27 protein-coding genes and 1 pseudogene are annotated in these 22,522 nt (G+C 34.1%); 7 read left to right on the plus strand and 21 right to left on the minus strand.

Annotation, left to right across the window (positions count from 1 at the left end; all coding sequences use genetic code 11):
* Window positions 1-243 precede the first annotated feature (243 nt).
* The 3 genes from HM983_RS12535 (at window position 244) to HM983_RS12545 (ending at window position 3,026) form a co-directional block, all read left to right on the plus strand.
* Window positions 244-1,254 (plus strand): helix-turn-helix domain-containing protein, encoded by a 1,011-nt coding sequence (locus tag HM983_RS12535; RefSeq protein ID WP_179345849.1) that lies wholly within the window; start codon window positions 244-246, stop codon window positions 1,252-1,254.
* Between the two features lie 99 nt (window positions 1,255-1,353).
* Window positions 1,354-1,557 (plus strand): hypothetical protein, encoded by a 204-nt coding sequence (locus HM983_RS12540; RefSeq protein WP_179345851.1) that lies wholly within the window; start codon window positions 1,354-1,356, stop codon window positions 1,555-1,557.
* A 227-nt stretch (window positions 1,558-1,784) separates the two neighbouring features.
* Window positions 1,785-3,026 (plus strand): APC family permease, encoded by a 1,242-nt coding sequence (locus HM983_RS12545; RefSeq protein WP_179345853.1) that lies wholly within the window; start codon window positions 1,785-1,787, stop codon window positions 3,024-3,026.
* Between the two features lie 59 nt (window positions 3,027-3,085).
* Here the strand turns inward: HM983_RS12545 and HM983_RS12550 are convergent, their stop codons facing one another.
* The 5 genes from HM983_RS12550 to HM983_RS16050 all read right to left on the minus strand — a co-directional run bounded on the left by HM983_RS12550 (window position 3,086) and on the right by HM983_RS16050 (window position 6,098).
* Entirely contained in the window at window positions 3,086-3,589 is a 504-nt protein-coding gene (locus HM983_RS12550; RefSeq protein ID WP_179345855.1) for a DUF892 family protein, read from the minus strand.
* Window positions 3,590-3,836: 247 nt separating this feature from the next.
* Complete coding sequence (locus HM983_RS12555) at window positions 3,837-4,235, minus strand: VOC family protein (protein WP_179345857.1); 399 nt, start codon at window positions 4,233-4,235, stop codon at window positions 3,837-3,839.
* Between the two features lie 79 nt (window positions 4,236-4,314).
* Window positions 4,315-4,704, minus strand: a complete 390-nt coding sequence (locus HM983_RS12560) for a hypothetical protein (RefSeq protein ID WP_179345859.1) — start codon at window positions 4,702-4,704, stop codon at window positions 4,315-4,317.
* A 321-nt stretch (window positions 4,705-5,025) separates the two neighbouring features.
* A complete protein-coding gene (locus HM983_RS12565; protein ID WP_179345861.1) occupies window positions 5,026-5,784 on the minus strand; it encodes an SDR family NAD(P)-dependent oxidoreductase in 759 nt (252 codons plus the stop codon).
* Between the two features lie 200 nt (window positions 5,785-5,984).
* Window positions 5,985-6,098, minus strand: a complete 114-nt coding sequence (locus HM983_RS16050; protein WP_179345863.1) for a hypothetical protein — start codon at window positions 6,096-6,098, stop codon at window positions 5,985-5,987.
* A 134-nt stretch (window positions 6,099-6,232) separates the two neighbouring features.
* On the opposite strand from HM983_RS16050, the gene HM983_RS12575 reads away from it, so the two are divergent.
* Entirely contained in the window at window positions 6,233-6,433 is a 201-nt protein-coding gene (locus HM983_RS12575; protein WP_179345865.1) for a hypothetical protein, read from the plus strand.
* A gap of 18 nt (window positions 6,434-6,451) precedes the next feature.
* On the opposite strand, the gene cysM is transcribed toward HM983_RS12575, so the two are convergent.
* The 16 genes and pseudogenes from cysM to HM983_RS12655 all read right to left on the minus strand — a co-directional run.
* Window positions 6,452-7,330, minus strand: a complete 879-nt coding sequence (gene cysM, locus HM983_RS12580; protein ID WP_179345867.1) for a cysteine synthase CysM — start codon at window positions 7,328-7,330, stop codon at window positions 6,452-6,454.
* Entirely contained in the window at window positions 7,327-8,115 is a 789-nt protein-coding gene (gene epsC, locus HM983_RS12585) for a serine O-acetyltransferase EpsC (RefSeq protein ID WP_179345869.1), read from the minus strand. The genes cysM and epsC overlap by 4 nt, the downstream gene beginning before the upstream one ends.
* Before the next feature lie 208 nt (window positions 8,116-8,323).
* Window positions 8,324-10,099: an aromatic amino acid hydroxylase gene (locus HM983_RS12590; protein WP_179345871.1), complete on the minus strand. Its 1,776-nt coding sequence runs from the start codon at window positions 10,097-10,099 to the stop codon at window positions 8,324-8,326.
* 92 nt (window positions 10,100-10,191) lie between these two features.
* Window positions 10,192-11,682 (minus strand): nitrilase-related carbon-nitrogen hydrolase, encoded by a 1,491-nt coding sequence (locus tag HM983_RS12595; RefSeq protein WP_179345873.1) that lies wholly within the window; start codon window positions 11,680-11,682, stop codon window positions 10,192-10,194.
* A gap of 76 nt (window positions 11,683-11,758) precedes the next feature.
* A complete protein-coding gene (locus HM983_RS12600) occupies window positions 11,759-12,358 on the minus strand; it encodes a Crp/Fnr family transcriptional regulator (RefSeq protein WP_179345876.1) in 600 nt (199 codons plus the stop codon).
* 175 nt (window positions 12,359-12,533) lie between these two features.
* A complete protein-coding gene (locus tag HM983_RS12605; protein ID WP_179345878.1) occupies window positions 12,534-13,652 on the minus strand; it encodes a serine hydrolase domain-containing protein in 1,119 nt (372 codons plus the stop codon).
* Window positions 13,653-13,947: 295 nt separating this feature from the next.
* On the minus strand, window positions 13,948-14,697 hold the full coding sequence (locus HM983_RS12610) for a DUF6090 family protein (RefSeq protein WP_179345369.1): 750 nt from the start codon (window positions 14,695-14,697) through the stop codon (window positions 13,948-13,950).
* Between the two features lie 246 nt (window positions 14,698-14,943).
* Entirely contained in the window at window positions 14,944-15,666 is a 723-nt protein-coding gene (locus tag HM983_RS12615; protein ID WP_179345880.1) for a hypothetical protein, read from the minus strand.
* 554 nt (window positions 15,667-16,220) lie between these two features.
* Window positions 16,221-16,550: a hypothetical protein gene (locus HM983_RS12620; protein WP_179345882.1), complete on the minus strand. Its 330-nt coding sequence runs from the start codon at window positions 16,548-16,550 to the stop codon at window positions 16,221-16,223.
* On the minus strand, window positions 16,551-16,982 hold the full coding sequence (locus tag HM983_RS12625) for a T6SS immunity protein Tdi1 domain-containing protein (RefSeq protein WP_179345884.1): 432 nt from the start codon (window positions 16,980-16,982) through the stop codon (window positions 16,551-16,553).
* 171 nt (window positions 16,983-17,153) lie between these two features.
* Window positions 17,154-17,609 carry a cupin domain-containing protein gene (locus HM983_RS12630; protein ID WP_179345886.1) on the minus strand — a complete coding sequence of 152 codons (456 nt, stop codon included), beginning with the start codon at window positions 17,607-17,609 and terminating at the stop codon, window positions 17,154-17,156.
* Window positions 17,610-17,837: 228 nt separating this feature from the next.
* Window positions 17,838-18,077, minus strand: a complete 240-nt coding sequence (locus HM983_RS12635; RefSeq protein ID WP_179345888.1) for a hypothetical protein — start codon at window positions 18,075-18,077, stop codon at window positions 17,838-17,840.
* A 302-nt stretch (window positions 18,078-18,379) separates the two neighbouring features.
* Entirely contained in the window at window positions 18,380-18,859 is a 480-nt protein-coding gene (locus tag HM983_RS12640) for a hypothetical protein (protein ID WP_179345890.1), read from the minus strand.
* A 183-nt stretch (window positions 18,860-19,042) separates the two neighbouring features.
* On the minus strand, window positions 19,043-19,498 hold the full coding sequence (locus HM983_RS12645) for a cupin domain-containing protein (RefSeq protein ID WP_179345886.1): 456 nt from the start codon (window positions 19,496-19,498) through the stop codon (window positions 19,043-19,045).
* Between the two features lie 228 nt (window positions 19,499-19,726).
* Window positions 19,727-19,966, minus strand: coding sequence for a hypothetical protein (locus tag HM983_RS12650; RefSeq protein WP_179345888.1), 240 nt, complete (start codon window positions 19,964-19,966; stop codon window positions 19,727-19,729).
* A 208-nt stretch (window positions 19,967-20,174) separates the two neighbouring features.
* Window positions 20,175-20,780: pseudogene (locus HM983_RS12655) on the minus strand (tyrosine-type recombinase/integrase); the annotation flags it as partial.
* A 249-nt stretch (window positions 20,781-21,029) separates the two neighbouring features.
* Between HM983_RS12655 and HM983_RS12660 the strand changes: the two are divergent.
* Genes HM983_RS12660 through HM983_RS12670 form a run of 3 tightly spaced genes read left to right on the plus strand, consistent with a single transcriptional unit; the run spans window position 21,030 to window position 22,521 of the window.
* Window positions 21,030-21,284 (plus strand): SemiSWEET family sugar transporter, encoded by a 255-nt coding sequence (locus HM983_RS12660; protein ID WP_179345892.1) that lies wholly within the window; start codon window positions 21,030-21,032, stop codon window positions 21,282-21,284.
* Window positions 21,285-21,944, plus strand: coding sequence for a guanitoxin biosynthesis heme-dependent pre-guanitoxin N-hydroxylase GntA (gene gntA, locus HM983_RS12665; protein WP_179345894.1), 660 nt, complete (start codon window positions 21,285-21,287; stop codon window positions 21,942-21,944).
* A 1-nt stretch (window position 21,945) separates the two neighbouring features.
* Complete coding sequence (locus HM983_RS12670; protein ID WP_179345896.1) at window positions 21,946-22,521, plus strand: DUF1989 domain-containing protein; 576 nt, start codon at window positions 21,946-21,948, stop codon at window positions 22,519-22,521.
* Window position 22,522: the final 1 nt, after the last annotated feature.

Consider the following 22,522-nt stretch of genomic DNA (forward strand, 5'->3'; position numbering starts at 1 on the left):
AATCTATTTATTTGCCTATTCTGCTTTTTTATGATTTTAAATGCTCTGGTGTTCTTTTATTGGAGTAAGTTTAGCTTATAGGATTTTATTTTTGAAACCTTCACGGTTTATAAAGCCCAAAACGTATTTGTAAAAATAGACTTACACGATTTTTGTTCAAAATCATTAATCATAGGGTCAATTTCAATACTTATTGTTTAAGGTTTATGTGTTCTTTGTTAGACTAACCTTAAAGCTATTTTTTTGAGCAAATCCATTTATATAACTCATAGAATCAATGATTTAACTGCCGATAAATTAGCATTACATTTTCATGGTAAACACTCTAAATTCTGTGGTGAGCATACCATTAGCTTTGATAACAGTCTGGGAAAGGGAAAAATAACTATGGTGACGTTTAACCACGGTATGGCTTTATTGTCTTTTAGGATGAAGCTAAACACAGATTTTTATTTTGAAACGTGTTTCGATGGTCATATTCCAATGGATTTTATGTTTTTAACTACTGGTACAATGGACTTCACCGAAAACGGTGAAACTAACACCATATTAAGCTATCAGAATGTTATCATCAGATACGAAAAAAAACGAAAAGCATTGTTTAGGCTAGGAAAGGACGAAGAAATAATGTTGAATATTGTTCAGATATGTCCAGATCAATACATAGAAAAAGAGGGTAGTAGAGTCTCATTTTTTCCTGGCGAAATAAAAAATATTTTTAGAAACGGCAATTCGCCAAATATGTTATACCATTTTGGGAGTTTTAACTTAAAGATTGCTGACTATATAAGGCAGTTAAATAGTAACCCGTATTTGGGTCTAATAAAAAGAATCATAACAGAAGGTAATGTAAACATTATAATGGGGTTGCAACTGCATGAATACGAAAATTACTATACCGATTCAACACTCCCTCCATCCTTAGTTAGAAAAGATCTGGTAAAGATTAAAAATGCGACAGAGTATCTAAAGAATAATATAGACAGTAATATTTCTGTAAAGGATCTGGCAAAAGAAATGCAATTATCACCACAAAAATTGCAAACTGGCTTTAAGTTTCTGTTTCAGAAAACAGCACATAATTATACCAAGGAAATAAGACTGCAGGAAGCCTATAATTTGCTATCTACAAAAAATTATTCTGTATCTGAGGTGGTGTATAAAACAGGTTACAATAGCCGAAGTTACTTTACTCAGATCTTCTTTGAGCGTTTTGAGATATTACCAAGCGATTTTCTTAAAAGTAATAAATAAACTTCTATATTTTTAGGGCAAATCTCTTACGTTATAAGGCTAAATTTGGTGATATCTCTGTTGTAAATTTGGGTATGTTTAACTCAAAAACTTACAGCCATGGACATTTTAAACCACAACAATTCCCGAAGGTTGCAAGACAAATGGAACCATATACGGCATAACTATCACAATCATTATCCAAATGTAAGGGAAGAGGATCTTTCTTACCAAGAGGGAGGATTTTACGATATGACCGAACGCATCGCGAAGCGTACAAACAGAAGTCGTAAAGACGTGCTAAATGAAATTGATAATTGGTAATTTTTAGGGGAAGGTCTATTGTTTCATTTATGGACATGTGTCAATTACAATTTCAATGAAACCCTATAATTTTTTATAGGGTTTTTTTATTCGGCTCATGTTTATTTTTTATAAACGGCCAATTCTGTTTATTTAAACCCGATGTTATTTCTATGGATATAGTTAAAAATATTGATTAAAATATTTTTAATTTCATATGTGAATATCAGCAAGTTAATAGATTTTCAATGTCGGAAAAAAAATTAAAAAGATCCCTTGGCTTTTGGGACATTATCATGTTTGGTGTTGGAGGCATCATCGGAGCAGGAATCTACGCTATAATAGGTCAGGCGGCAGGACTCAGTGGTAATATGCTATGGTTAAGTTTTACCATTGCAGCCATTGTCGCATTATTAACTGGATTGTCCTATGCTGAGTTTGTAAGTCGTTTTCCTGATGCAGGTGGTAGTTTTGAATATATAAAACAAGGCATAGGTGAGCGTACCGCATTAATCATGTCCGTATTCATGACCTTTACTGGAATTGTTGCTCCAGCAGCTATTGCCATTAGTTTTGCTGAATATTTAAGCCGTTTATTTGACATTACAAATTGGATTGCTGTGGTAGGGATCGTAATATTAATGGCGCTTTTTAATATAGTTGGCTCAAAATACAGCTCTTACTACAATACGGTGGCAACCGTAATTACGTTATTGGGTCTTGGATTGGTGATTGGTTTTTGTATTCCCGACTGGGGAAATGTTTCTCTATTAGAAACAGGAGAAGATGGTTTTACAGGAATCATGGCTGGTGCCGCACTAATATTTTTTAGTTATGTAGGTTTTGAGGATTTGGTAAAAATGGCCGAAGAAACAAAAAATGCCAAAAAAGTGATGCCAAAAGGTGTACTGATCAGTGGAGTTGTTGTGCTTATTGTTTATGTCATGATTGCCATAAGTGCGGTGAGCACATTTAGCGCAGAAGAGTTGTCTCAAAAAACTGGGCCTCTTGCAGCGATCATCAACGAGCAATGGAGTGCAATCGGTGGAACTATTTTAGTGGTAGTTGCATTATTTGCAACCAGTAAAACTATTCTTAGTAATATTTTGGGTGCATCACGATTATTATATGATGTGGCTAGGGACAGTAAAATATCTTGGCTCAAGCGTTTTACCTCAATAGAGGGTTACGGAGAACGCACACCCAATTATGCCATTGCTGCTATTGCCATAGTCACCATTGCATTTGGGCTCATTGGCAATCTAAAAATTGTGGCATCAATTAGTAACATCTTTATTTTTACCGTATTTGGTATGGTGAACATAGCTCTAATTAACTACAGGTTAAAACACAAAAATAAGGATGAAGCAGAGGTCTTTAAGATTCCAATTAACATTAACAATGTACCAATTCTTACGGTACTTGCATTAATAATTATTTTAATTCTATTTGGGTTTAATCTTTATAATCTGTTTGAAGGAAATTTTTGAATGAGCGTACTTATTTTACAGCCAAATTATACCGAGTAAACAGTATTTTTGATGTATAATTAGTCCTCATTTTTTAATTTCAGATTCTGTAATAATCGTTTTGCATGATAACTATAAATTTCATCACCTTCATAAGCTTCATCCAAAGTTTGCTTGAATAAATCAGACACTTCATCAACCTTTAGATGTTGGCTATAAAGTAAGGCGGTTTCGTAGGCAGAAATCTGAAAATGTTGAATGTTGCGTAATTTTGATACGATACCTACATCCATTAATAAACCTTTTGCAAATTCGTCATAAAGCCATTTGACATCCTCTATAAGTGCACGAATAATATTGCCATCCTGAACGGCAACTTTAATGTTTAAATAATTACCTATGTCTGTGAGCCTTTCTTTTTGACGGTAAGTTTCTCCATAATATAAGTTAACCGCATCTTTTAATTCTTCATCTCTAACATGCTGCATCAATTTGGGAATTGAGTTTACTATGAGTATTTCAGAATTATATAGATTTTGTAATTTCTTTTCAAAAAGATCTAGCAGTATTTTTTCCTTAGCCATAATCGTTTTTTTCGCCACAGATTTTAAATTTAAAAATGTGGTTTGTGATTTATTTAATCATTTTTTTCTATATCATAAAGGTTTGTCATAATAGTAACCGCTTATAAATTTAATTACTTTATCTAAAGGGCCATTGGTGTAAATGGGAAAGTCCCATATCAGTGGTTTAGGCACCCATTTTTACTATGCTTTAATCTGAATTTCAAAATTTAGGGTAAAACCATTTCTGATTAAAATTCGCATTTTATCAATTGTTCCAGTTTACCATCCAGCCAATACCAAATTTGTCAGTACAGCGTCCAAAATGTCCCCATTCTCTTTCGCGATATTCATGATGAACATTTCCGCCATTTGACAATTTTTTAAAAAGATCTTCTCCTTCTTCTCGGTTTGAAACATCAACACTCATATGAATCTGATTACCGTTGTTTAGGGGAGTATCTGGCGAAACATCGTAAGCCATAAGATGAATGTTCTTACCTTTTAATTCGGCATGTTGCAAATTATTTCTATAGGAAGATGGAACATCCATTTCTTTATCTTCATAAGTTTGACGGTTAACAATCTCTGCGTCAAATAATTCACTGTAAAAGTTTAATGCCTCTAGGCAGTTTCCTCTAAATGATAAATATGCTTGTACTTTCATGATAATTTATAAGGTTTAGATTTGTATTAATAAAATTTTATTTTGCATTGAGGTAAGTTGTGTACGTCTAGTTTTACCTTTAATATTTGTACCTATCTGCCCAATCACGGTACATGCCATATTGCATTTCGTTAAGGACAGCGTTGAGAGCTTTGTCTTCCTCTTTTAAAGTTTGTTTTAAGTCCATTGATTTATTTGGATTGTTTTTTTCCCAATCGCTCATTACAGCCTTTATGCTGTTGTTGTATTTTCGTTGTTGTGCTTCGGTCATTTCCAAATCCTTAAACATTTTATAATTTCTTTGTTCAGAATTATCTATGTTGTCATTGACATCGGACTTTCCATCAGTTGTATTATGATGTTTAGGGCCATTAGAATATTGAGGTCTTCTATGACCATAAGCTTTGTATAGAATAGCTGCGCTAGCACCAATGATAGATAGCGCAATTGAATTTTTTAGAATGCTCATAAATTGAAATTTTGTTAATACCTAAATATACATTTTGAGCATTGGTTTTATGACCTTTAAACAAATCATCTTTGATGCAAATGAAAATTTAATAAATCTACTCTACCTAGTGATTTAAGTATAATATTGCGAAAAATATTTTGAAAGTTGAATCAACTGAATTGATGGGAAAAAAGGATGAAAACAACTTGTTTTGTAATTCTACCGCTGTAATTTAGTTAAGCAAAGTTTTAATCTAGCGCATCTTTATGTAGATGTGTGGCTACAGATTTGTAATGTTCACCTTATTTAATCTTCACTTACTAAGCTATACAATAATTATCAGCTTCTTAGATAGCTGGCACCGTTTACATCAATAATAGTCCCAGAACAATAAGATGCTTCTTTTGAGGCTAGAAATAGAATGGCATGGGCTACTTCTTCCGGTTGTGCCATACGCTTAAAAGGAGATTCCCTGAGTAAATTTTGGCGCTCAATATCAGTTAATGTTTTAGAGCCCATATCAGTTTCTGTAAAACCTGGTGCTACGACACCAACAAAAACATTATAGGGAGCTAATTTTTTGGCCAATGATTGACTCATAGCATTTAGAGCTGCTTTACTGGCACCATAAGCAGGTTTAGTTGGTTCTCCTCGAAAGGCACCACGAGAGGATACATTTACAATATGACCTCCGCCAGTTTTTATCATTTGTTTTGAAGCTAAAAAAGAAAGGTTGGCCGCTGCAAACAAATTGGTTTGGAGGGTATCTTTCCATGCGGAGGCCCATTCTTCAAAATTGATATTATCAAAGTCGTGACTTATAGAAATACCTGCATTATTAATTAAAATATCTATAGTGCCGTAGGTATCAATAAAATCTGCTATTAAATCTTGTGACGCCGCTTTATCTGCAATATCATATTGAAACAGTTTATGCCCTGTACCTTCTAATTCTTTAAGCGTTTTAAGCGCCTCATTGGTCTGACTTCTATAATTTATGCCTACAACACCTCCGCGCTTTGCAAATGCAGTTGCTGTTGCTTTTCCTATGCCTCGAGATCCTCCAGTGATGAGTATTTTTTTGTCTTTAAAATCCATGTTTATCGATTATATTATAGTAATAAATAGAAGTACCGGTTTGATATAATTCTAAATATATCAATTTGGCAAAAAAGGTGGCAATGGTACTTAGCTAAAGCTAAAAATACATTAACTTTTTGTTTGCTGAGGATTTTGTGAAGTGAATTTTATAGTTGAAATGTTGAAGCTAGCTCAGTAGTGACAAACTTTTTAATTGGTTAGTCTATTATAAACTTAATTGTATTTCCATATGCAATATTTAAAAAGTAAATGCCTTTGCTACGAGCTTGAATGTCGATTCTTTCGTTTTGAGAAGTCGTGCCAGTTTTCACTTCTTGTTCTAATCTGTTGTATTGAGTAGGTTACATTTTTCTTCAATCCACCCATCTCAATAAAATTGCGATGGTATTGGAAAAACGCAAATAGTCTCTATATCAGAATCGGTATTCCCAAAGAAGGATTATTTGTGGGTAAATTATCGGAACCCAATCCTGTGTCTGTTGGAGATGTCACTGTGAAGAAAGTCACATCGGTCCGGTTGAAGTCCAATTGGGCAACACCACCGATTAACGAAGCCTCTATGGTTGAGTTATTTCCGCGAGTTGGCGTAAGTTTGTTTAGCTCAAAGTTTGATTACATTTTTTTGTTCTGTGAATTTAGTTTTTAATTAAACCTTCATTTGGAATTATTCAAAAAGGTCCGAAGATAAATAACGATCACCTCGATCACAGATAATGCTAACAATCACACCTTCTTTTAACTCTTTAGCAAGCTTAAGTGCTGCTGTTGTGGCACCACCACTGCTCATGCCAGCAAATATGCCTTCTTCTTTAGCTAATCGTCTAGCCATTGTAATGGCTTCTTCTTCGCTCACCTCATAAATACGATCTACTTTATCGGCATTAAAAATTTTTGGTAAGTATTCTTGTGGCCATTTGCGTATACCTGGAATACTAGAACCTTCTGTGGGCTGAACACCAATAATTTGTACGGATTTGTTTTGCTCCTTTAAATATGTTGAAGTACCCATAATAGTGCCAGTAGTACCCATAGATGAAACGAAGTGTGTTACTGCTCCTTGAGTGTCTCTCCATATCTCTGGTCCCGTTGTTTTGTAGTGTGCTTTCCAGTTTGCATCGTTAGCAAATTGGTTAAATGAATAAAAGCCCTCATTGGTTACTTTATTTTCTGCGTAATCGCGAGCGCCTTCTATACCATCTGGATGTAAGGTCACTTTTGCACCATAAGCTTTCATGGTTTGTACCCGTTCTCGGGTGGCAGTTTCAGGCATTACCAGTTCAATATCCAATCCAAAAACGCCAGCAATCATTGCTAATGCAATGCCGGTGTTACCACTGGTAGCTTCGATTAGTTTTGTAGATTTAGTGATTACATTGGAATCTAAAGCCGTTTTGATCATGTTGTAAGCCGCACGATCTTTTACACTTCCACCTGGATTATCGCCTTCTAATTTAAAGTAAAGCTCTACGTTTGGATTGGTATTTAAGACCATCGATTTTACAATTGGAGTATTACCAATTTGACTTAATAAGGATTTGCTCATAATTTCATCGGAATTATTTCAATTTGAGGACTGTGTGTAACTATAGAATTTTTAGGTACTGATTCTGTTAGCCATGCATTTCCTCCAATAATGCTATTTTCACCTATGATAGTTTCACCACCTAAAATGGTAGCATTGGCATAAATTATCACATTATTATTAATCGTTGGGTGTCTCTTTTTGTTTCTAAATTCTTTTTTAACTTTTAAAGCTCCAAGCGTCACACCTTGATAGATTTTGACGTTATCATGGATAATTGCCGTTTCACCGATCACTACACCAGTGCCATGATCTATAAAAAAAGATTCACCAATATGAGCACCTGGATGAATATCTATTCCGGTAAGTTGATGTGCATATTCCGTCATCAGTCTAGGAATAAGTGGTAGTCCTAAACGATGAAATTCTTTAGCCATTCTATAAACAGAAATAGCAAAAAAACCAGGATACGCCAAATAAACTTCACTTAGTGATTCGGCAGCAGGATCATTATTAAAAATAGCCTGGGCATCTTTTTTTAAGTTGCAAAATAAATCTGGTATGCATTCAATAAAATCATCCCACGTTTTGCATGGCTGTCCTGCAATTTCTGGGCACGCAATATCTCTTATCTTTATAAATAAGGTCTTAAGTTCGACCAAAGATTTTTCGGTATCCGTTTCGCTATCAAAAAAGGTGTTAAAAATTAATTGTGTAAAACGATGGGACTCTAATTTTAGAGTAGAAGATAGTTTAACGTCCTCTTTTTGGTTCTTAATTACTTCAATTAATTTTCTCTGATTCATGATCTTGAGCTCTGTTTGTTACAAAGTTGATTCATTAATTTTAAATCTGTGATAAAATGAAGTGAAAATATTCCCAAAATTGTTACCATATACACTTAAGGTGAAACTCTTTTAGCGCATGGTTATATGAAATACAGTAATGTTGAAAAAGTCTACTTTTGATTTTCTACTGGCAATAATGTCTGTATAACTTATATAGCTAATCCTTTTATTTTAATTGAAGATTTTCCGATGATTCTAGGTTCATAATTTTAAGTCCATCAGAAATAAGAGAGCCTAGCTCTGGATGGGACTTAATTAATTCTGAGAAATAATCTTTAACTAATACCGCTAGATTATTATCCTTTGAAAGTTCAAATATTTCAAGCATCAAGAGCCATTCTTTAGGGTATTCTGCTCTTAGTTCTTCAAAAATATTTTTTAGTATGGCAGGATCGTTTAATTCATCATGACGATAATTTCTTATCGATTCATAATAATTTTCCAATTTTGTTTGAGATACTGATTTTTTCTTTTTTATGGTCAGGGTAGTGGATTCGCCATATAAATTTGGGAATGAATTACTATCTGCAGATCCGGCGAAAGCGGAAACAATTTCTTTTCCTACTACCATGTTGTAAATACCGTGTTCTGGCAAGAATAAAAATTCGTCATTATAGGATACTGTACAATCCTTGAGTTGAATCAGCATTAATTTTCCCTGAATATTTCTAATCCCAGTAACATTTAATCCCTCGACTTTAATCCCACTCTCAAACTCAAAAGAAAGCCGTTTTCCATCATAAAAATTATAAGCTTTTAAGTCCACAGGTCCCATGTCTTCAATGGCAAGATTAATATTTTTTAATTTACCCAAAGGGGAGCTAAACCCATCCTTGTGATGCTTTATACCATGGCCTATCAATTCTTTTTCCCTAAATGCTAAAGCGGTTGGTCCTTTAGTTTGAAAGAAAATCACCTCGTTATCTTCATTTAAAATCGCCCTTGAAAAATTGCCTGAGATTTGTAGCCCTGTACTCAGTTCAATGCTTCCTACCATTTGGGAATCAATAAGCTTTTTTAAACCTCTGCTACCACCTTTTCTTAGACTTAGCGTGTTCGAAAACTCTTCTAAGACTTGCATTAAATAAGAGAAGTCAGGTGTAACATAGAGCTGAGGTTGTGGCTTGGTCACATCAAACTCTTGCTGTGATGCTGCTATAGAATAGGGAATTTTTTTAACATCGTCTTTTAAGGACGACTTGCTCTCACCGATGGAAGATAAAAGACCAGCGCCATATAATTTTGGATCATCCATATCTCCAATAAGACCATATTCAACAGTCCACCACTGTAAGTTTCTAATTTGAGCCATTTCAGAAAGCGCGACTTTCTTTTCCTGCAGTTCATTGACATGCGATCTAGCCTCGTCAATTTCTTGTTGGCTTATACCTTGAGCCTCTTCCAGAATTGACAATTTTCTGACAGCCTCATAAACATCCATATCATGTTTTGATAGAATAGCTTTAGAGCCCACGGCTCCTAATCTTCTCAAGTATTCGGCATAATCTGGATTGGCAATAATTGGTGCATGGCCAGCTGATTCGTGAATAATATCTGGAGCCGGAGTATATTCAATATTTTCGAGTTGTCGTATATCTGAGGCAATGACCAATACCTTGTAAGCCTGAAATTCCATAAAAGCATTTGGTGGAATAAAACCGTCTACCGCTACGGCAGCCCAACCGATTTCCTTGAGGATTCGATTCATACCATACATATTCGGAATTTCTTCAATGCCCACTCCGGTTTTTTTTAATCCTTCAAGATAGGATTCGTGTGCAACATCCGTTAAATGGTTGACTAAACGGCGCATCACATATCTCCAAACTGCCTGATCGATAGGCGAGTAGTCGTCATAATTTTGAGGTTTGATAAACTGCTTTAAATGTCTAGGCAGTCGATCGATTAATTCATTGCTTTGGTAGTCTATATGCTCTGGCATGTTATTGTTTTAGTCACTTTAACGACCTGCTAATCGTCATTTTGATTTACTGAGGGAAATATAGTAATTCCTTATCAATTGGTTTGTTATAATTAGTTATTTGCTTGCCTTGTGTTTTTCTTTTTGAGAATTATGATTGTGAAAATCAACAATAACAAACAAAAGACAATAAATGTATCTCCAATCCTTGAATATATTGTCATCGTTCCTTTTGTTGGTAATTCCGTTATAAGTATTTTCTCATCACTATTAAAATGGTTCATTTCGCCAATTACCTCACCAGTATAATCTGTACCAATTGATATACCAAGACTGGTCTGGCGAACAAAATTAAAACCTTGCTCTATCGCTCTAAATTTGGACATATCGGTATGTAGCTTTGCAACTTCTTTCCAATCATTGCTAGGAGCTATTAAAATGTCAGTACCACTTGCGTTTTTTAAATAGTTTGGAAAATCTAAGTCAAAGCAAATTACGGCTGCAATGGTACCATAATCAGTTTCTGTTTTTTGGATTCCGGTAGCTTTATTATTGCTAATGGGTTCTTCTGCACCAGGAACTGAAATACCTTTCCAATAATCAATAATTTTTTTTCCATTGTTGTCAAAAAGTACAAGCTTGTTTTCGAGAAATTTAGTGTTTGTGGGATCGATAACTGCAACGCCTACTCCCAAATAGATATTTTGCTCGGAAGCTACTTTGCTTGCTTTTTTGTAAAGTGCCTTTTCATCTTCTTTTAATATAACTGCATTGCCTTCTGCCCAAAAAACCAGCGCTGCACCAGATTCTGCCTCTTTGATACTTCTATCGAATAAATTTTGATTTAATCGGGTTGTATTTCTTCTGGTTATAGCTTTTACGTCATTTTCGGATTCTTTATTGTTTAGTCCTTGAATATCTACACCAGTTTTAAGACTGTCTATAGCAGAAATTGAAGCAATACGAATAGTTTCGGTATTGGATGGTTGAAATTTTACACGGTAAAATCCAAATGATAATGTAATACCGAAAACAAGACCATAAATTAGCATTGCCTTTTTGATGTTTTTCCAATTATTTTTTTGCTCATAAATCCAATTGCAAATAGAGGCAAACCAAGCCATTAAAAATGAAATATATCCTAAACCAAAAATTGAAATTGATTGCAGCAATATGAGTTGAGATTGCTGAGTGTAAGCTAAATGCCCAAATGTTCCAAACTGATTAAATTGATGATAAGCAAATTCCATCAATACAACCGAACAAGGAAAAATTAAGGTGCTTAGAAATGCATCACGCTTATTTCTGAAAAATGAATCTATCAAGTATGGTATTGAGTAAAAAAAACTAAAAATCAGAGTCACAATAATTGGAATCTCGATAGGTAAAAATGGAACAACATTAAAACCTATATAATAGCCTATGCCAATAGCTACATAAGCAACTAAAAACCCTTGCCATTTTTTTAACTTTCGAACAGCAAAAAGTAACATTGCTATAAAAACCCAGATGGCAAAAAAGACCACGTACTGTCCGTTAGAAAATACAGAGACTAATAATAGTACAAATACGAAAAGGATTTTTTTTATAGTGCTAGAGCTCATTTTTACTGTATTTAAAAGTTGATACAACAAATATGTAATAATAACCAGTTTTTTACCTGACACCTATGTGACAAAATTATTTTTTTGCCAGATTACTTCTAATCCTACTTAAAGATTGTCTTTCAATGCCTAAATACGATGCTAGATGGGTTAAACTGATACGGTTGGTCAATGCTTTATTTTTGGCAGTAAAGTTTAAATATCGTTCTTCAGCATTTTCAAACATAAGGCTTTCCACTCTATCGGTTTCTCGTGTTAAAACACTTTCAGCAACTAATCTTCCATACATTTCGTTACCTTTATGTTTGTAATAAGCTTCTTGTAATTTTGCGTAAGACACGTTCACGATAATTGTTGGTTCGAGACATTGAATATGAAATTTAGAAGGTATTTGTCTCAAAAAAGAAGGATAGTCGGTAGCATAACCATTTTCACTTATAAATCCTGTAATTATTTCATTACCCTTTTCATTTAGGTAATATTTTCTTAAAAGCCCTTGACATACAAAACCGATATCTTTTTGTACCTCACCAGCTTTATAGACAAATTCTTTCTTTTTATATTTTTGAATGGTTAAAAACGAGCGTGTAAATTCTTTAGCTTCAATGCTCAAACGAGGAAATTGGTCTATGAATAAATCAAAATAGAATTCGTTTTTTTTATCGTTTTGGGTCATTTATAATTTTATTACGGATGTTTTTTTGCTTGTTGCCGACGTGTTTGTTTATGGAAAGTTGCATGTTTGGGCAATTAATTTAGCAAATAAAAACGAACGTGAGAAAATTCCGAAGGAATTTTTCAAATAAGCAACGACCAAAGCAATTGATTATTCACGTTGTTGTAGCACGTTTTTATTCCGCAACGCTTAATTTCCGAAGAAGTGAATTTGACCTTAAATCTAAATTTGTATTACCAAAATTATAATTTCTCATAAGTATTACTCCATATTCGCTGTCTTTTTCATATTCGAAATTAGCTGAATATCCAGCTTTAGAACCTCCGTGTCCGACAGTATTTATTCCTTGGTCAGAATATAATTGAAAACCAAAACTATAATTAGACCTTAATCTTGTTGTTGGTGTTTGTGTTGTTTGTAGCATTTCAATACCACTATCATTTAAAAGAGTTGAGTAGCCCATACAAGCTTTCATAAACTTAACCATATCGCTTGATGTAGAGTAAATGCCGCCATTAGGTATTCTGTATCCAACTTCATTATGCTCGCGTTTAGGTCGCTCGTGATCAAGTTCAGCAGTTGGTCCACCAGCCATTCCTTTTGCTAAGTTGTTCTTTTGGTTTTCAGGAACTTTAAAATACGTGTTATTCATTTCTAAAGGTCTGAAAATCTTATCTTGAACTAATTCGATATAAGGTTTGTCGGCTACTTTTGAAAGAGTTAAACCTAAAATTGCAAATCCAATGTTTGAATAGCCAAATCTTTCACCAGGTTTTGAACGAAAAGAGGTTTCTGGAATTGCTTTAATAAGATTGTTTTCCCAATCATTAATATTTCCAAAACGTACATTTTCATCTCGACTTCTCGATTCTCTATCTAACCCAGAAGTATGTGTAGCTAATTGTTTTAGAGTAATAGGTGGATGTTTATCATAATCAACTAATGATTTAATTTCTGGTAAATATTTTTCAACAGGGTCGTTTATATCGAGCTTTCCGTCTTGTTGAAGTTGCATCATTAAAAATCCAGCAAATGATTTTGAAATTGAGCCAATTCGAAAAATAGTATTCAAATCTGCATTTCCGTAAGATTTCAATACTAAAGTTGAATCTTTATGAATGATTGCAAGAGAAAAACTTCCGTCAATATTATCGTCTTTAACGTCACTCTTTACTAGTTCGTTAAAGTTTTCTATTACTTCGTTTTTAGTTGGTTTTCGGTTTTCATCTTCTTTTATTGGTGTATTACAGCTAAATATTAATAAAACAATTGCGAGTGATAAAATTCTTTTCATTTTCTAAGTTGGAATTAAGATTAGTTTTTAGATTTTGAATGAAAAGATACCAGTTGAGATATTCGAATTCATTAACTCTACAAATGTAGAATAAAAAAATGATTCTACAAGTGTAGAGTTGGTTTTTCTCAAATGCGCTACAACGTGTTTGTATATGGTTTGTTGCGGAATGGTTCGGCAGAACTATTCCGCCGTAAACCAAAGTTAGCAAATACGCAGGAATTTCCGAGAGGAAATTCCGCCGCAATGAACTATTGCCGTTGTTGTGCTTTCGTTATTTTTATTAATTAGACTTCTAATATTTTTCAATTTCATGTATAACGTCCTTACCTAAATCAATAGCTATAGATGCATTATTAGACCGAAATCTTGCAGGACCAATCATTTCATAAATTCTCACCTGGACAGGTTCATTCTGCTGTATAAATTTTAATGGATTGTCTTTAAAGTATAATTCCATAGTTAATACTCCATAGTTATCCCTTAAAAAAGTTCTATATGAAATAGCAAGATCTTTATTCCAATCATCTATCAAGAAATTACTATTTACAAAACTATAGTACTTGTTAATTGATTTTTTAAGGGAGTCATTTTTTATGTTGGAAAATAAACCAGTACTTTTTAATTCATCTAAAATGTTTTTATTGATAATCACCTTATCGTGTACACCAGAACAGATAATTGTACGGTTTATTAAGTCCATATTCAAGGTGTCAGGATAAGGTCCTTCCCAAAAATTATTATTCTTATGTTTAGGAATGGGTGTATTAATAATTGAATTTTGTTCTAAATCGTGTTTTGCAATTTTTAGTACATACGATAATGAATTAGAACGGAATTCTTGTAGAATTTCAGTTTGAGTGAGATAGGCTTTGTCTTCTTCGATTGACTTAACTAAATTGTTTAACAGGGATTGAATTTGCTTATTTGATTTTTTTTCTTCATTCCAATTATTAATTTGTAAGGCTATCAAAATTCCCATAACTACCAGGATAATTTCACCAAGGCCGTATTTTAGGTATTTACCTGTTTTGTTTTTTTCCATAAGGTCATAACGCATTTTTCTAAAGATTTTTATCATAATCTACATCCCGAAAGCGGGAATCTTATTGCTTGGTTGTAATGGCGTATTAAGGTTCAGGCTCTTGCCACCCTCTTCGATACCTATATAAATGGTTTATCACACTTATTATGCTAATGACGCAATTGCTATGAAAAACTATATGGTTTAAATAAAAACAGCTCATGTGTTTTAGATGAGCTGTTCCTAATTACATTAAGTTATAAACCGTTAATTGGCATCATTATAAAATGTAATGGTTGGAGCACCAATAACGCCTGCTTCTTCCATTAATTTTTTGAGTTCAGGATCATTAATTCTAGCTTTGGCTTTGTCTATATCTGTCACCGCAAATACGACGTGTACCATGTTTGGGTCATCCACACCTCGTCCGAGAGCTAAATCATTTAAGCCATTAGCGGCTCTCGTCTCTTTACCTTCACGATCATATCCTTTTACCCATGTATCAAAATCATTTACCTTATGTGTAATTTCTAGTCGGGTTCCGCCATCTTTTTTATGCTCTGTATTGTATCTTATGATATTCCAGAAATGTATTTCGGGCTTCGATAAAACTCCAAGACTGTCCATTACTGTTTTTAGTCTAGGGTTGTCTATAAATGATTTCGCATCATCCATATCTGATGGTGCCAAAACAATCTTTACGTCATTAGGCTTCTCTACTGATCTCTCAACAGCAACAAAGGACAAGCCACTAGCATTTCTTGCTACGGAGTCTGCATCAAATCCTCGACGCCAAGAATCATAATCTCTAACCGTATGGTATACCGTAATAACATCCATTGGCAGTGTAGGCGCGTTGTCTAGTTCCTGGTTAACTTCCGTAGTTTCAACCTCAGTGGTTTCTTCAGTGATGGCTTTTTCGGTATTGTCTTTGCAAGATGCAAAACTCAACGTTATAAGTAATGCAATGAATAAATGGATTTTTCTCATGAATATTGATATTTAGTTTGCCTACTCTAAAAGGTTTTCGGCTTCCCCAATTGATTTGATATTAGTTGTAATGCTTAGGGTCAAGTCATGAGAAGTTGGGCGACTGACATCTAATTTAGTGAAAATTTCACAAATGAAAATTTAATACACATATTGAGTAAACTATTTCAGGAAATTACATTTCTCTAATTAGCTACAACGCTCCCTGTGTATAGCGTAGTGAGGCGCGCCTCACGAAGAGCTATGTTCGCGCCTGATTCGCTATACACCATGTTGTGTGTAGTTTCGTGAGGAGCTCACGGGGAACCTTATAAATATACTATAAAATTGCCAGGTGCGATCAACAGGGAGCGTTGTGGGATAATTAGTAGAAAAGGAAGCGTTCGCAGAACGTGGTTTCTACGTGCCGCAGGCAATTATCCCACAACGTGTTTGTGTATGATTTCGTTGCGTGTTTGAGCAACTAAATTAGTAAACTAAAACGAACCAGAGGAAATTCCGAAGGAATTTCCAAGTAGGCGAGTACTAGCAATGAATTATACACGGTGTTGTGCCTAGTTTTTTATTCTTTGGTCTTTGTATTTAACGACCCATTCTTTTGCTTCTTCTAATGTTTTTGGATAACTGACATAATTATTTGATTCCGATTTATAATATTCCGATTTCCCTTCTTGATAAACGTGATGGAAAGGAAAACCTTCTGAAATCATAAACTTTACAAGTTCCCATTTTTTCTTATCAGTCTTTTTTGGTGGTCGAAAGCTATGATTAATAAAAATCATCTGATTTGAACACAAAGGGCATTTTCCAAGATGTAGATTGGTTAAATCTAATCCCAGATTTTCTACTCTATAACATTCTAAACAAACAGATTTGTGTCCCATTTATTCTTTTATATTCAGTTTTATTTTTTGTCCATCTTTCAAATCCTTTATTTGAAATCCTAAATCTCCGCTAAAAGCAATTAATTCCACAAAACTAATTTTTCCGAGATTCGATTTTTCGTATTCTCCACCAATAACAGCAGACATTTTTAAACAATATTTTTCGTTTTCTTTTAATTCTCCAAGTTCCGATTTCGCAATATTCACAAGGTTTGTCATTTCCCAATCTTCTATAAATTCAGAGTCAGATGAGATTTTATTAAATTCAGATTCCGATTCCGCAATTTTTTTGCAACTAATTTCTTCTGGACAAATTCTCCAATATTCGTTTTTATCCGTTTTGAAAATCACGTTGCCAAAGTCATTCGTCCGAACTATTTCGGTCGCATTAAATCCTTTCCAATTCCAAGCTTTATTTATTTCCGCAATCATTTTCTCAAATTAGGCACAACGGTCTCGGCTATGAGTAGTTGCGTTTGTTAGCACTTAACTTTGCAGGTACACACCAAGTTGGAAATTCCGCAGGAATTTCCAAAGTAGGCGAGAACAAGCAATTACTTATAGCCATTGTTGTGCGTTCGTATTTTTTCCAGCGTAGAACTTTTATTGTTTCATTTCCACTCTTATTAGTCGAATTGTTACAGTGTCACTCAAATTTTCTACAGAATGAGGTGCTTCTGGTTTTTTATACATTGTCAAAGGGAAAGTAAGTGGTTCTGGTATTTTGCGAGAATCCATAATTACATTTCCTTCTCCATCACGATCAATAAAATCTCCAGCCTCCATAATATAAAGTACACTCGGCCATTGATGATGATGAACAGCTTCTAATTCATTTGGCTCAATTGTTACTTCCAGAACTCTTACTTTGTCATTTTCCAACAAAATTTTATGATTTTTTGGTGCAGAAACTACAGCATCTTGTTCTTTAGGCCAATCCGCGGGATTTCCTGTTTTGTATAAAAGTTTTTGTTCTTCAGTTATTTGTCCGAGAACTGAAGTAGTTGAAAATACCGAAAGGCAAATCAAAGTAACTAGAAATTTAAAAGGTGATTTCATAATTGGTCATTTTTAGTTTTTAATGCTTACTCTAATCGGTTTTCAGCTTCCCCGTTTTTCTTTTTTAGAGTCGTTTGTCATATGACGCACAACGGTTGGTATAAAAAGAGTTGCGGGTTTACGTGCGAGGATTTTCCGCAGGAAAATCAGACGTAGTAAACTTGCAACGCCATTGGGTTAAGCCTAAAACTAAGCAATTATTTTTATACTGTGTTGTAAAACGTTTTTTTATTCAGTCACGTAAGTTTGATTGAAAGCTTTTACTCGATTTCTTTCTTCTTTATTTAGAATGCTATAAATCCACACAGGAAACAGTAGTCCGCACGCAACTACGAAAATTCCAATGACTGTTTTCATTTCGGAAATCATTTGCATCACAAAATAAAGTCCGATAAGAGTTCCTGCTAAAAATAAAATTCCAGCAAGAATTGAAATCAGTTTAAATTCCTTTGCGTAAAATTTATTCACGTTTAGAGTAGACTTCTGATTGCAATTTTTACAGTCAGTTTTTCTGTTCTTCCCGTTTTCCATTGCGAATTCAATCCGAGTACACGATTCCGTTTTTAATCGGTTTTCATAGTGACAATTCGGACATTTAAAATAAACTCTCAATTTTGGTCAAAATGTTTTACAACGTGTTTGGCTATGGTTTCGTTGCGTGAAAATCCGCGAGGATTTTCCGCCGTAAACCGAAGATAGCAAATTTGCGAGGACTTGCCGAGAGGAAAGTCAGAAGCAATGAACTATAGCCGGTGTTGTGCATAGTATTTTTATTCTTTGCATATTATTCCGTCTTGCGAAATTTTTTGTCCGTCGTTTGTTGTCATAGTTGCTGTATAATACAGACATCTTTTTTCAATTTTTGTTTTTGAGACTACAATTCCGTTATTGTCATTTACCCATTTTTTTCCTTCATCCAATTCAGATTTTGATGAGTCATAAGTCAGTCGGTAAGTACAGTCGTCAATCCATTCAATGATTTCGTATTCAGGATTTCCATTTCCAATTCCGTTTTTCCATTCCACTTGAGTGTTTTTAGCACGAACAACAATGTATTTATTAACAGTTAAATCACGTTCAGCGGTCATTTCTTTAATACTATCATTTGATATTACAGTATATTTTTTCATTTCATCATCGGTTGGAATATAAAATTGTCCAATTTTAAAATCCTCACAAGTCAATTCCTGCGCATTGATTTTAAGTCCGATTAGCAGAAATATTGCAATTAGGATTATAGTTTTTTTCATTCAGCGTTTTGTTTGTCAATATTATGCACAACGGTCTCGGCTATGAGTAGTTGCGTTTGTTAGCACTTAACTTTGCAGGTACACACCAAGTTGGAAATTCCGCAGGAATTTCCAAAGTAGGCGAGAACAAGCAATTACTTATAGCCATTGTTGTGCGTTCGTATTTTTTCCAGCGTAGAACTTTTATTGTTTCATTTCCACTCTTATTAGTCGAATTGTTACAGTGTCACTCAAATTTTCTACAGAATGAGGTGCTTCTGGTTTTTTATACATTGTCAAAGGGAAAGTAAGTGGTTCTGGTATTTTGCGAGAATCCATAATTACATTTCCTTCTCCATCACGATCAATAAAATCTCCAGCCTCCATAATATAAAGTACACTCGGCCATTGATGATGATGAACAGCTTCTAATTCATTTGGCTCAATTGTTACTTCCAGAACTCTTACTTTGTCATTTTCCAACAAAATTTTATGATTTTTTGGTGCAGAAACTACAGCATCTTGTTCTTTAGGCCAATCCGCGGGATTTCCTGTTTTGTATAAAAGTTTTTGTTCTTCAGTTATTTGTCCGAGAACTGAAGTAGTTGAAAATACCGAAAGGCAAATCAAAGTAACTAGAAATTTAAAAGGTGATTTCATAATTGGTCATTTTTAGTTTTTAATGCTTACTCTAATCGGTTTTCAGCTTCCCCGTTTTTCTTTTTTAGAGTCGTTTGTCATATGACGCACAACGGTTGGTATAAAAAGAGTTGCGGGTTTACGTGCGAGGATTTTCCGCAGGAAAATCAGACGTAGTAAACTTGCAACGCCATTGGGTTAAGCCTAAAACTAAGCAATTATTTTTATACTGTGTTGTAAAACGTTTTTTTATTCAGTCACGTAAGTTTGATTGAAAGCTTTTACTCGATTTCTTTCTTCTTTATTTAGAATGCTATAAATCCACACAGGAAACAGTAGTCCGCACGCAACTACGAAAATTCCAATGACTGTTTTCATTTCGGAAATCATTTGCATCACAAAATAAAGTCCGATAAGAGTTCCTGCTAAAAATAAAATTCCAGCAAGAATTGAAATCAGTTTAAATTCCTTTGCGTAAAATTTATTCACGTTTAGAGTAGACTTCTGATTGCAATTTTTACAGTCAGTTTTTCTGTTCTTCCCGTTTTCCATTGCGAATTCAATCCGAGTACACGATTCCGTTTTTAATCGGTTTTCATAGTGACAATTCGGACATTTAAAATAAACTCTCAATTTTGGTCAAAATGTTTTACAACAATTGGATATACGTATTAACTATATCCACATTATATGTCGTCTAAGATAATAAATCTTTTATGTTAGAAAAGGAACTATTGGCAACATGAGTGTAAATTTCCGTGGTTTTAGTAGAACTGTGTCTCAACAAGAGTTGAATGTGCCTAAGGTCAGTACCATTTTCTAAAAAGGTGTGTTGCAAAACTATGTCTGAGCATATGTGGTGTAACTTTTTTACGTATACCCGCTCTTTTCGAGGCTGATTTTACAATTTTTAATACACTAGATGCACTGTACTTGCCACCCTTTTGACCTTCAAACAGATAAATTGTAGGTCGATATGCTTTGTAATAAACTTTAAGGTTTTTCAGAAGTCTCCCACTCAAGACGGTGATCCTGTCCTTGTTGCCCTTTGCATTTTTGACCATACCATACGCTTGCTATCGATATCAGCAATTTCAAGGTTTAAAAGTTCGCTGCGACGAAGACCTGAAGAATAAAGAAGTACCGGTATGCATCGGTGCTTGATGTTTTTGGCACACTCGATAATTTGAAAAATCTCGTCCTTTAAAAGGACTTCAGGAAGTAATCTTGTCTTTCTTGGGCGCTCAATAGAGTAGAAGCGGTTGGGCATTCCCAGAACTACTTCATAATAGAACTTGATACTGTATTAAGCGTAGTATTATATCCTTTTGAAATACTAACAATATCATCAAAATCTGCTGTTATCAAATCAGAGGTTGCAGCTAAAGATAAAACTTCATTAAATAAGCGTTCTTATAACTACAATCATTTTTGCCCTAATCGGATTGCGTTATTAATTATCTTATTACAGACTTGATTTTTAATTTTAGACAATTAATTTTAATTCGTCAGTATAGAACATTTGTAACGACCAAAAATTTAAGTAAAATTCATGAACATTATTGAGGTAATCGGTTTGTTAGCTGGTCTTTTTACCACAATTGCTATTATTCCACAAATTCTAAAGGCTATCAAAAGTGGAGATGTAGATAGTATAAGTCCATTCTTTTTTATCATTCTTATAATTGGCGTTGGTCTTTGGACCGTATATGGCATTTTAAAGGAGGATTGGCCCATTATTATTACAAATGGCATTTCATTTTCGTTAAACCTCACTATGTTACTAATTTATTACAGTAAGAATTAAATGGACGAATTATCATATAAAAATTTAGAAGCGGAAGAAATGGTCCGTGAGTTTATTCTAGACGATCATCCTTGTGTTATGGCGCAGAGCGTTGTGGCAGATGATAATATTACAGTACGCTCGTATGAGGGTATGACTGAAAATGCAGCTAAAAATATTATTGAAGATTTGAAGGATTATTTGAACGATGTATCAACAGATTCAATGAAATTTCAAACCTTTATTGCAGTTTTTGGTAAGAATAAATTTTCATCCGAGAAGGGTTTTGAAAAATCTCTATGGAAGTTATTGAATATTTTGCATCAAAGAGATGAATACCCTTGGGACCCAACAACAAGTTCTAATCCCAAATCTTCAAATTTTAGTTATAGTCTTTTGGGTCAATCTTTTTATATTGTAGGTATGCATCCCAATTCCTCGAGATGGGCGCGTTCTTCGCCGGTTCCGATGATAGTTTTTAATCTTCATAGTCAATTTGAATTGTTGCGAAGTGCAGGAAGATATCATAGGGTTCGAGACATAATACGAAGAAGAGATAAGGCTTATCAAGGCTCAATAAACCCTATGCTAGAGGATTTTGGCACACATAGTGAAGCTAGACAGTATAGTGGTAGGGCTGTGAACGATAAATGGAAATGCCCTTTTAAAATTGATGAATAATATGCAAATAATCCCACCAAAATCAGGTACATCCTTTAAGCTTAATAAAGGTCAAGTTCTCAAAATAATAGATATTGAAGGGATGCAAGTTTCGGATATATTGTTTTTTAATAGTACGGATGTTAATGAAAAACTGTCCTCGGGAAAAACAATGGATTATGAGGAATCAATACTCTTAACTAAAGGCAATTACTTATATAGCAACCGCAGCAATAAAATGGTTAAAATTATAGAGGACACCAATGGCAGGAATGATTTTTTACTCGCACCTTGCGATTTGAAAACTTTTGAGCATTTTTATAGTATGACCGATTACCATCCCAGCTGTTTCGAAAATCTTTATAAAAACCTAAAACAATATGGCGTAACCAAAGATGGAATTCCAACTGCGTTCAACATTTTTATGAATGTGGTCTTCAACGAAGAAGGTAAAATACACGTGAAGCCACCAACTTCCATTTCTGGCGACTATATTTGCTTTGAAGCACAAATGGACTTAATTGTAGCTATGACAGCTTGTTCTGCAAAAGACAGCAATGGTGGTAGCTTTAAACCAATTGGATACGAAATTTTATAGA

The sequence above is a fragment of the Winogradskyella ursingii genome (assembly GCF_013403975.1).
Taxonomy (GTDB): domain Bacteria; phylum Bacteroidota; class Bacteroidia; order Flavobacteriales; family Flavobacteriaceae; genus Winogradskyella; species Winogradskyella ursingii.

Excerpts from the sequence above, each read along its gene's own strand:
- HM983_RS12540 (WP_179345851.1), top strand. The coding sequence starts at position 1,354 with ATGGACATTTTAAACCACAACAATTCCCGAAGGTTGCAAGACAAATGG.
- HM983_RS12545 (WP_179345853.1), top strand. The coding sequence starts at position 1,785 with ATGTCGGAAAAAAAATTAAAAAGATCCCTTGGCTTTTGGGACATTATC.
- HM983_RS12550 (WP_179345855.1), bottom strand. The coding sequence starts at position 3,589 with ATGGCTAAGGAAAAAATACTGCTAGATCTTTTTGAAAAGAAATTACAA.
- HM983_RS12555 (WP_179345857.1), bottom strand. The coding sequence starts at position 4,235 with ATGAAAGTACAAGCATATTTATCATTTAGAGGAAACTGCCTAGAGGCA.
- HM983_RS12560 (WP_179345859.1), bottom strand. The coding sequence starts at position 4,704 with ATGAGCATTCTAAAAAATTCAATTGCGCTATCTATCATTGGTGCTAGC.
- HM983_RS12565 (WP_179345861.1), bottom strand. The coding sequence starts at position 5,784 with ATGGATTTTAAAGACAAAAAAATACTCATCACTGGAGGATCTCGAGGC.
- cysM (WP_179345867.1), bottom strand. The coding sequence starts at position 7,330 with ATGAGCAAATCCTTATTAAGTCAAATTGGTAATACTCCAATTGTAAAA.
- epsC (WP_179345869.1), bottom strand. The coding sequence starts at position 8,115 with ATGAATCAGAGAAAATTAATTGAAGTAATTAAGAACCAAAAAGAGGAC.
- HM983_RS12590 (WP_179345871.1), bottom strand. The coding sequence starts at position 10,099 with ATGCCAGAGCATATAGACTACCAAAGCAATGAATTAATCGATCGACTG.
- HM983_RS12595 (WP_179345873.1), bottom strand. The coding sequence starts at position 11,682 with ATGAGCTCTAGCACTATAAAAAAAATCCTTTTCGTATTTGTACTATTA.
- HM983_RS12600 (WP_179345876.1), bottom strand. The coding sequence starts at position 12,358 with ATGACCCAAAACGATAAAAAAAACGAATTCTATTTTGATTTATTCATA.
- HM983_RS12605 (WP_179345878.1), bottom strand. The coding sequence starts at position 13,652 with ATGAAAAGAATTTTATCACTCGCAATTGTTTTATTAATATTTAGCTGT.
- HM983_RS12610 (WP_179345369.1), bottom strand. The coding sequence starts at position 14,697 with ATGGAAAAAAACAAAACAGGTAAATACCTAAAATACGGCCTTGGTGAA.
- HM983_RS12615 (WP_179345880.1), bottom strand. The coding sequence starts at position 15,666 with ATGAGAAAAATCCATTTATTCATTGCATTACTTATAACGTTGAGTTTT.
- HM983_RS12620 (WP_179345882.1), bottom strand. The coding sequence starts at position 16,550 with ATGGGACACAAATCTGTTTGTTTAGAATGTTATAGAGTAGAAAATCTG.
- HM983_RS12625 (WP_179345884.1), bottom strand. The coding sequence starts at position 16,982 with ATGATTGCGGAAATAAATAAAGCTTGGAATTGGAAAGGATTTAATGCG.
- HM983_RS12630 (WP_179345886.1), bottom strand. The coding sequence starts at position 17,609 with ATGAAATCACCTTTTAAATTTCTAGTTACTTTGATTTGCCTTTCGGTA.
- HM983_RS12640 (WP_179345890.1), bottom strand. The coding sequence starts at position 18,859 with ATGAAAAAAACTATAATCCTAATTGCAATATTTCTGCTAATCGGACTT.
- HM983_RS12645 (WP_179345886.1), bottom strand. The coding sequence starts at position 19,498 with ATGAAATCACCTTTTAAATTTCTAGTTACTTTGATTTGCCTTTCGGTA.
- HM983_RS12660 (WP_179345892.1), top strand. The coding sequence starts at position 21,030 with ATGAACATTATTGAGGTAATCGGTTTGTTAGCTGGTCTTTTTACCACA.
- gntA (WP_179345894.1), top strand. The coding sequence starts at position 21,285 with ATGGACGAATTATCATATAAAAATTTAGAAGCGGAAGAAATGGTCCGT.
- HM983_RS12670 (WP_179345896.1), top strand. The coding sequence starts at position 21,946 with ATGCAAATAATCCCACCAAAATCAGGTACATCCTTTAAGCTTAATAAA.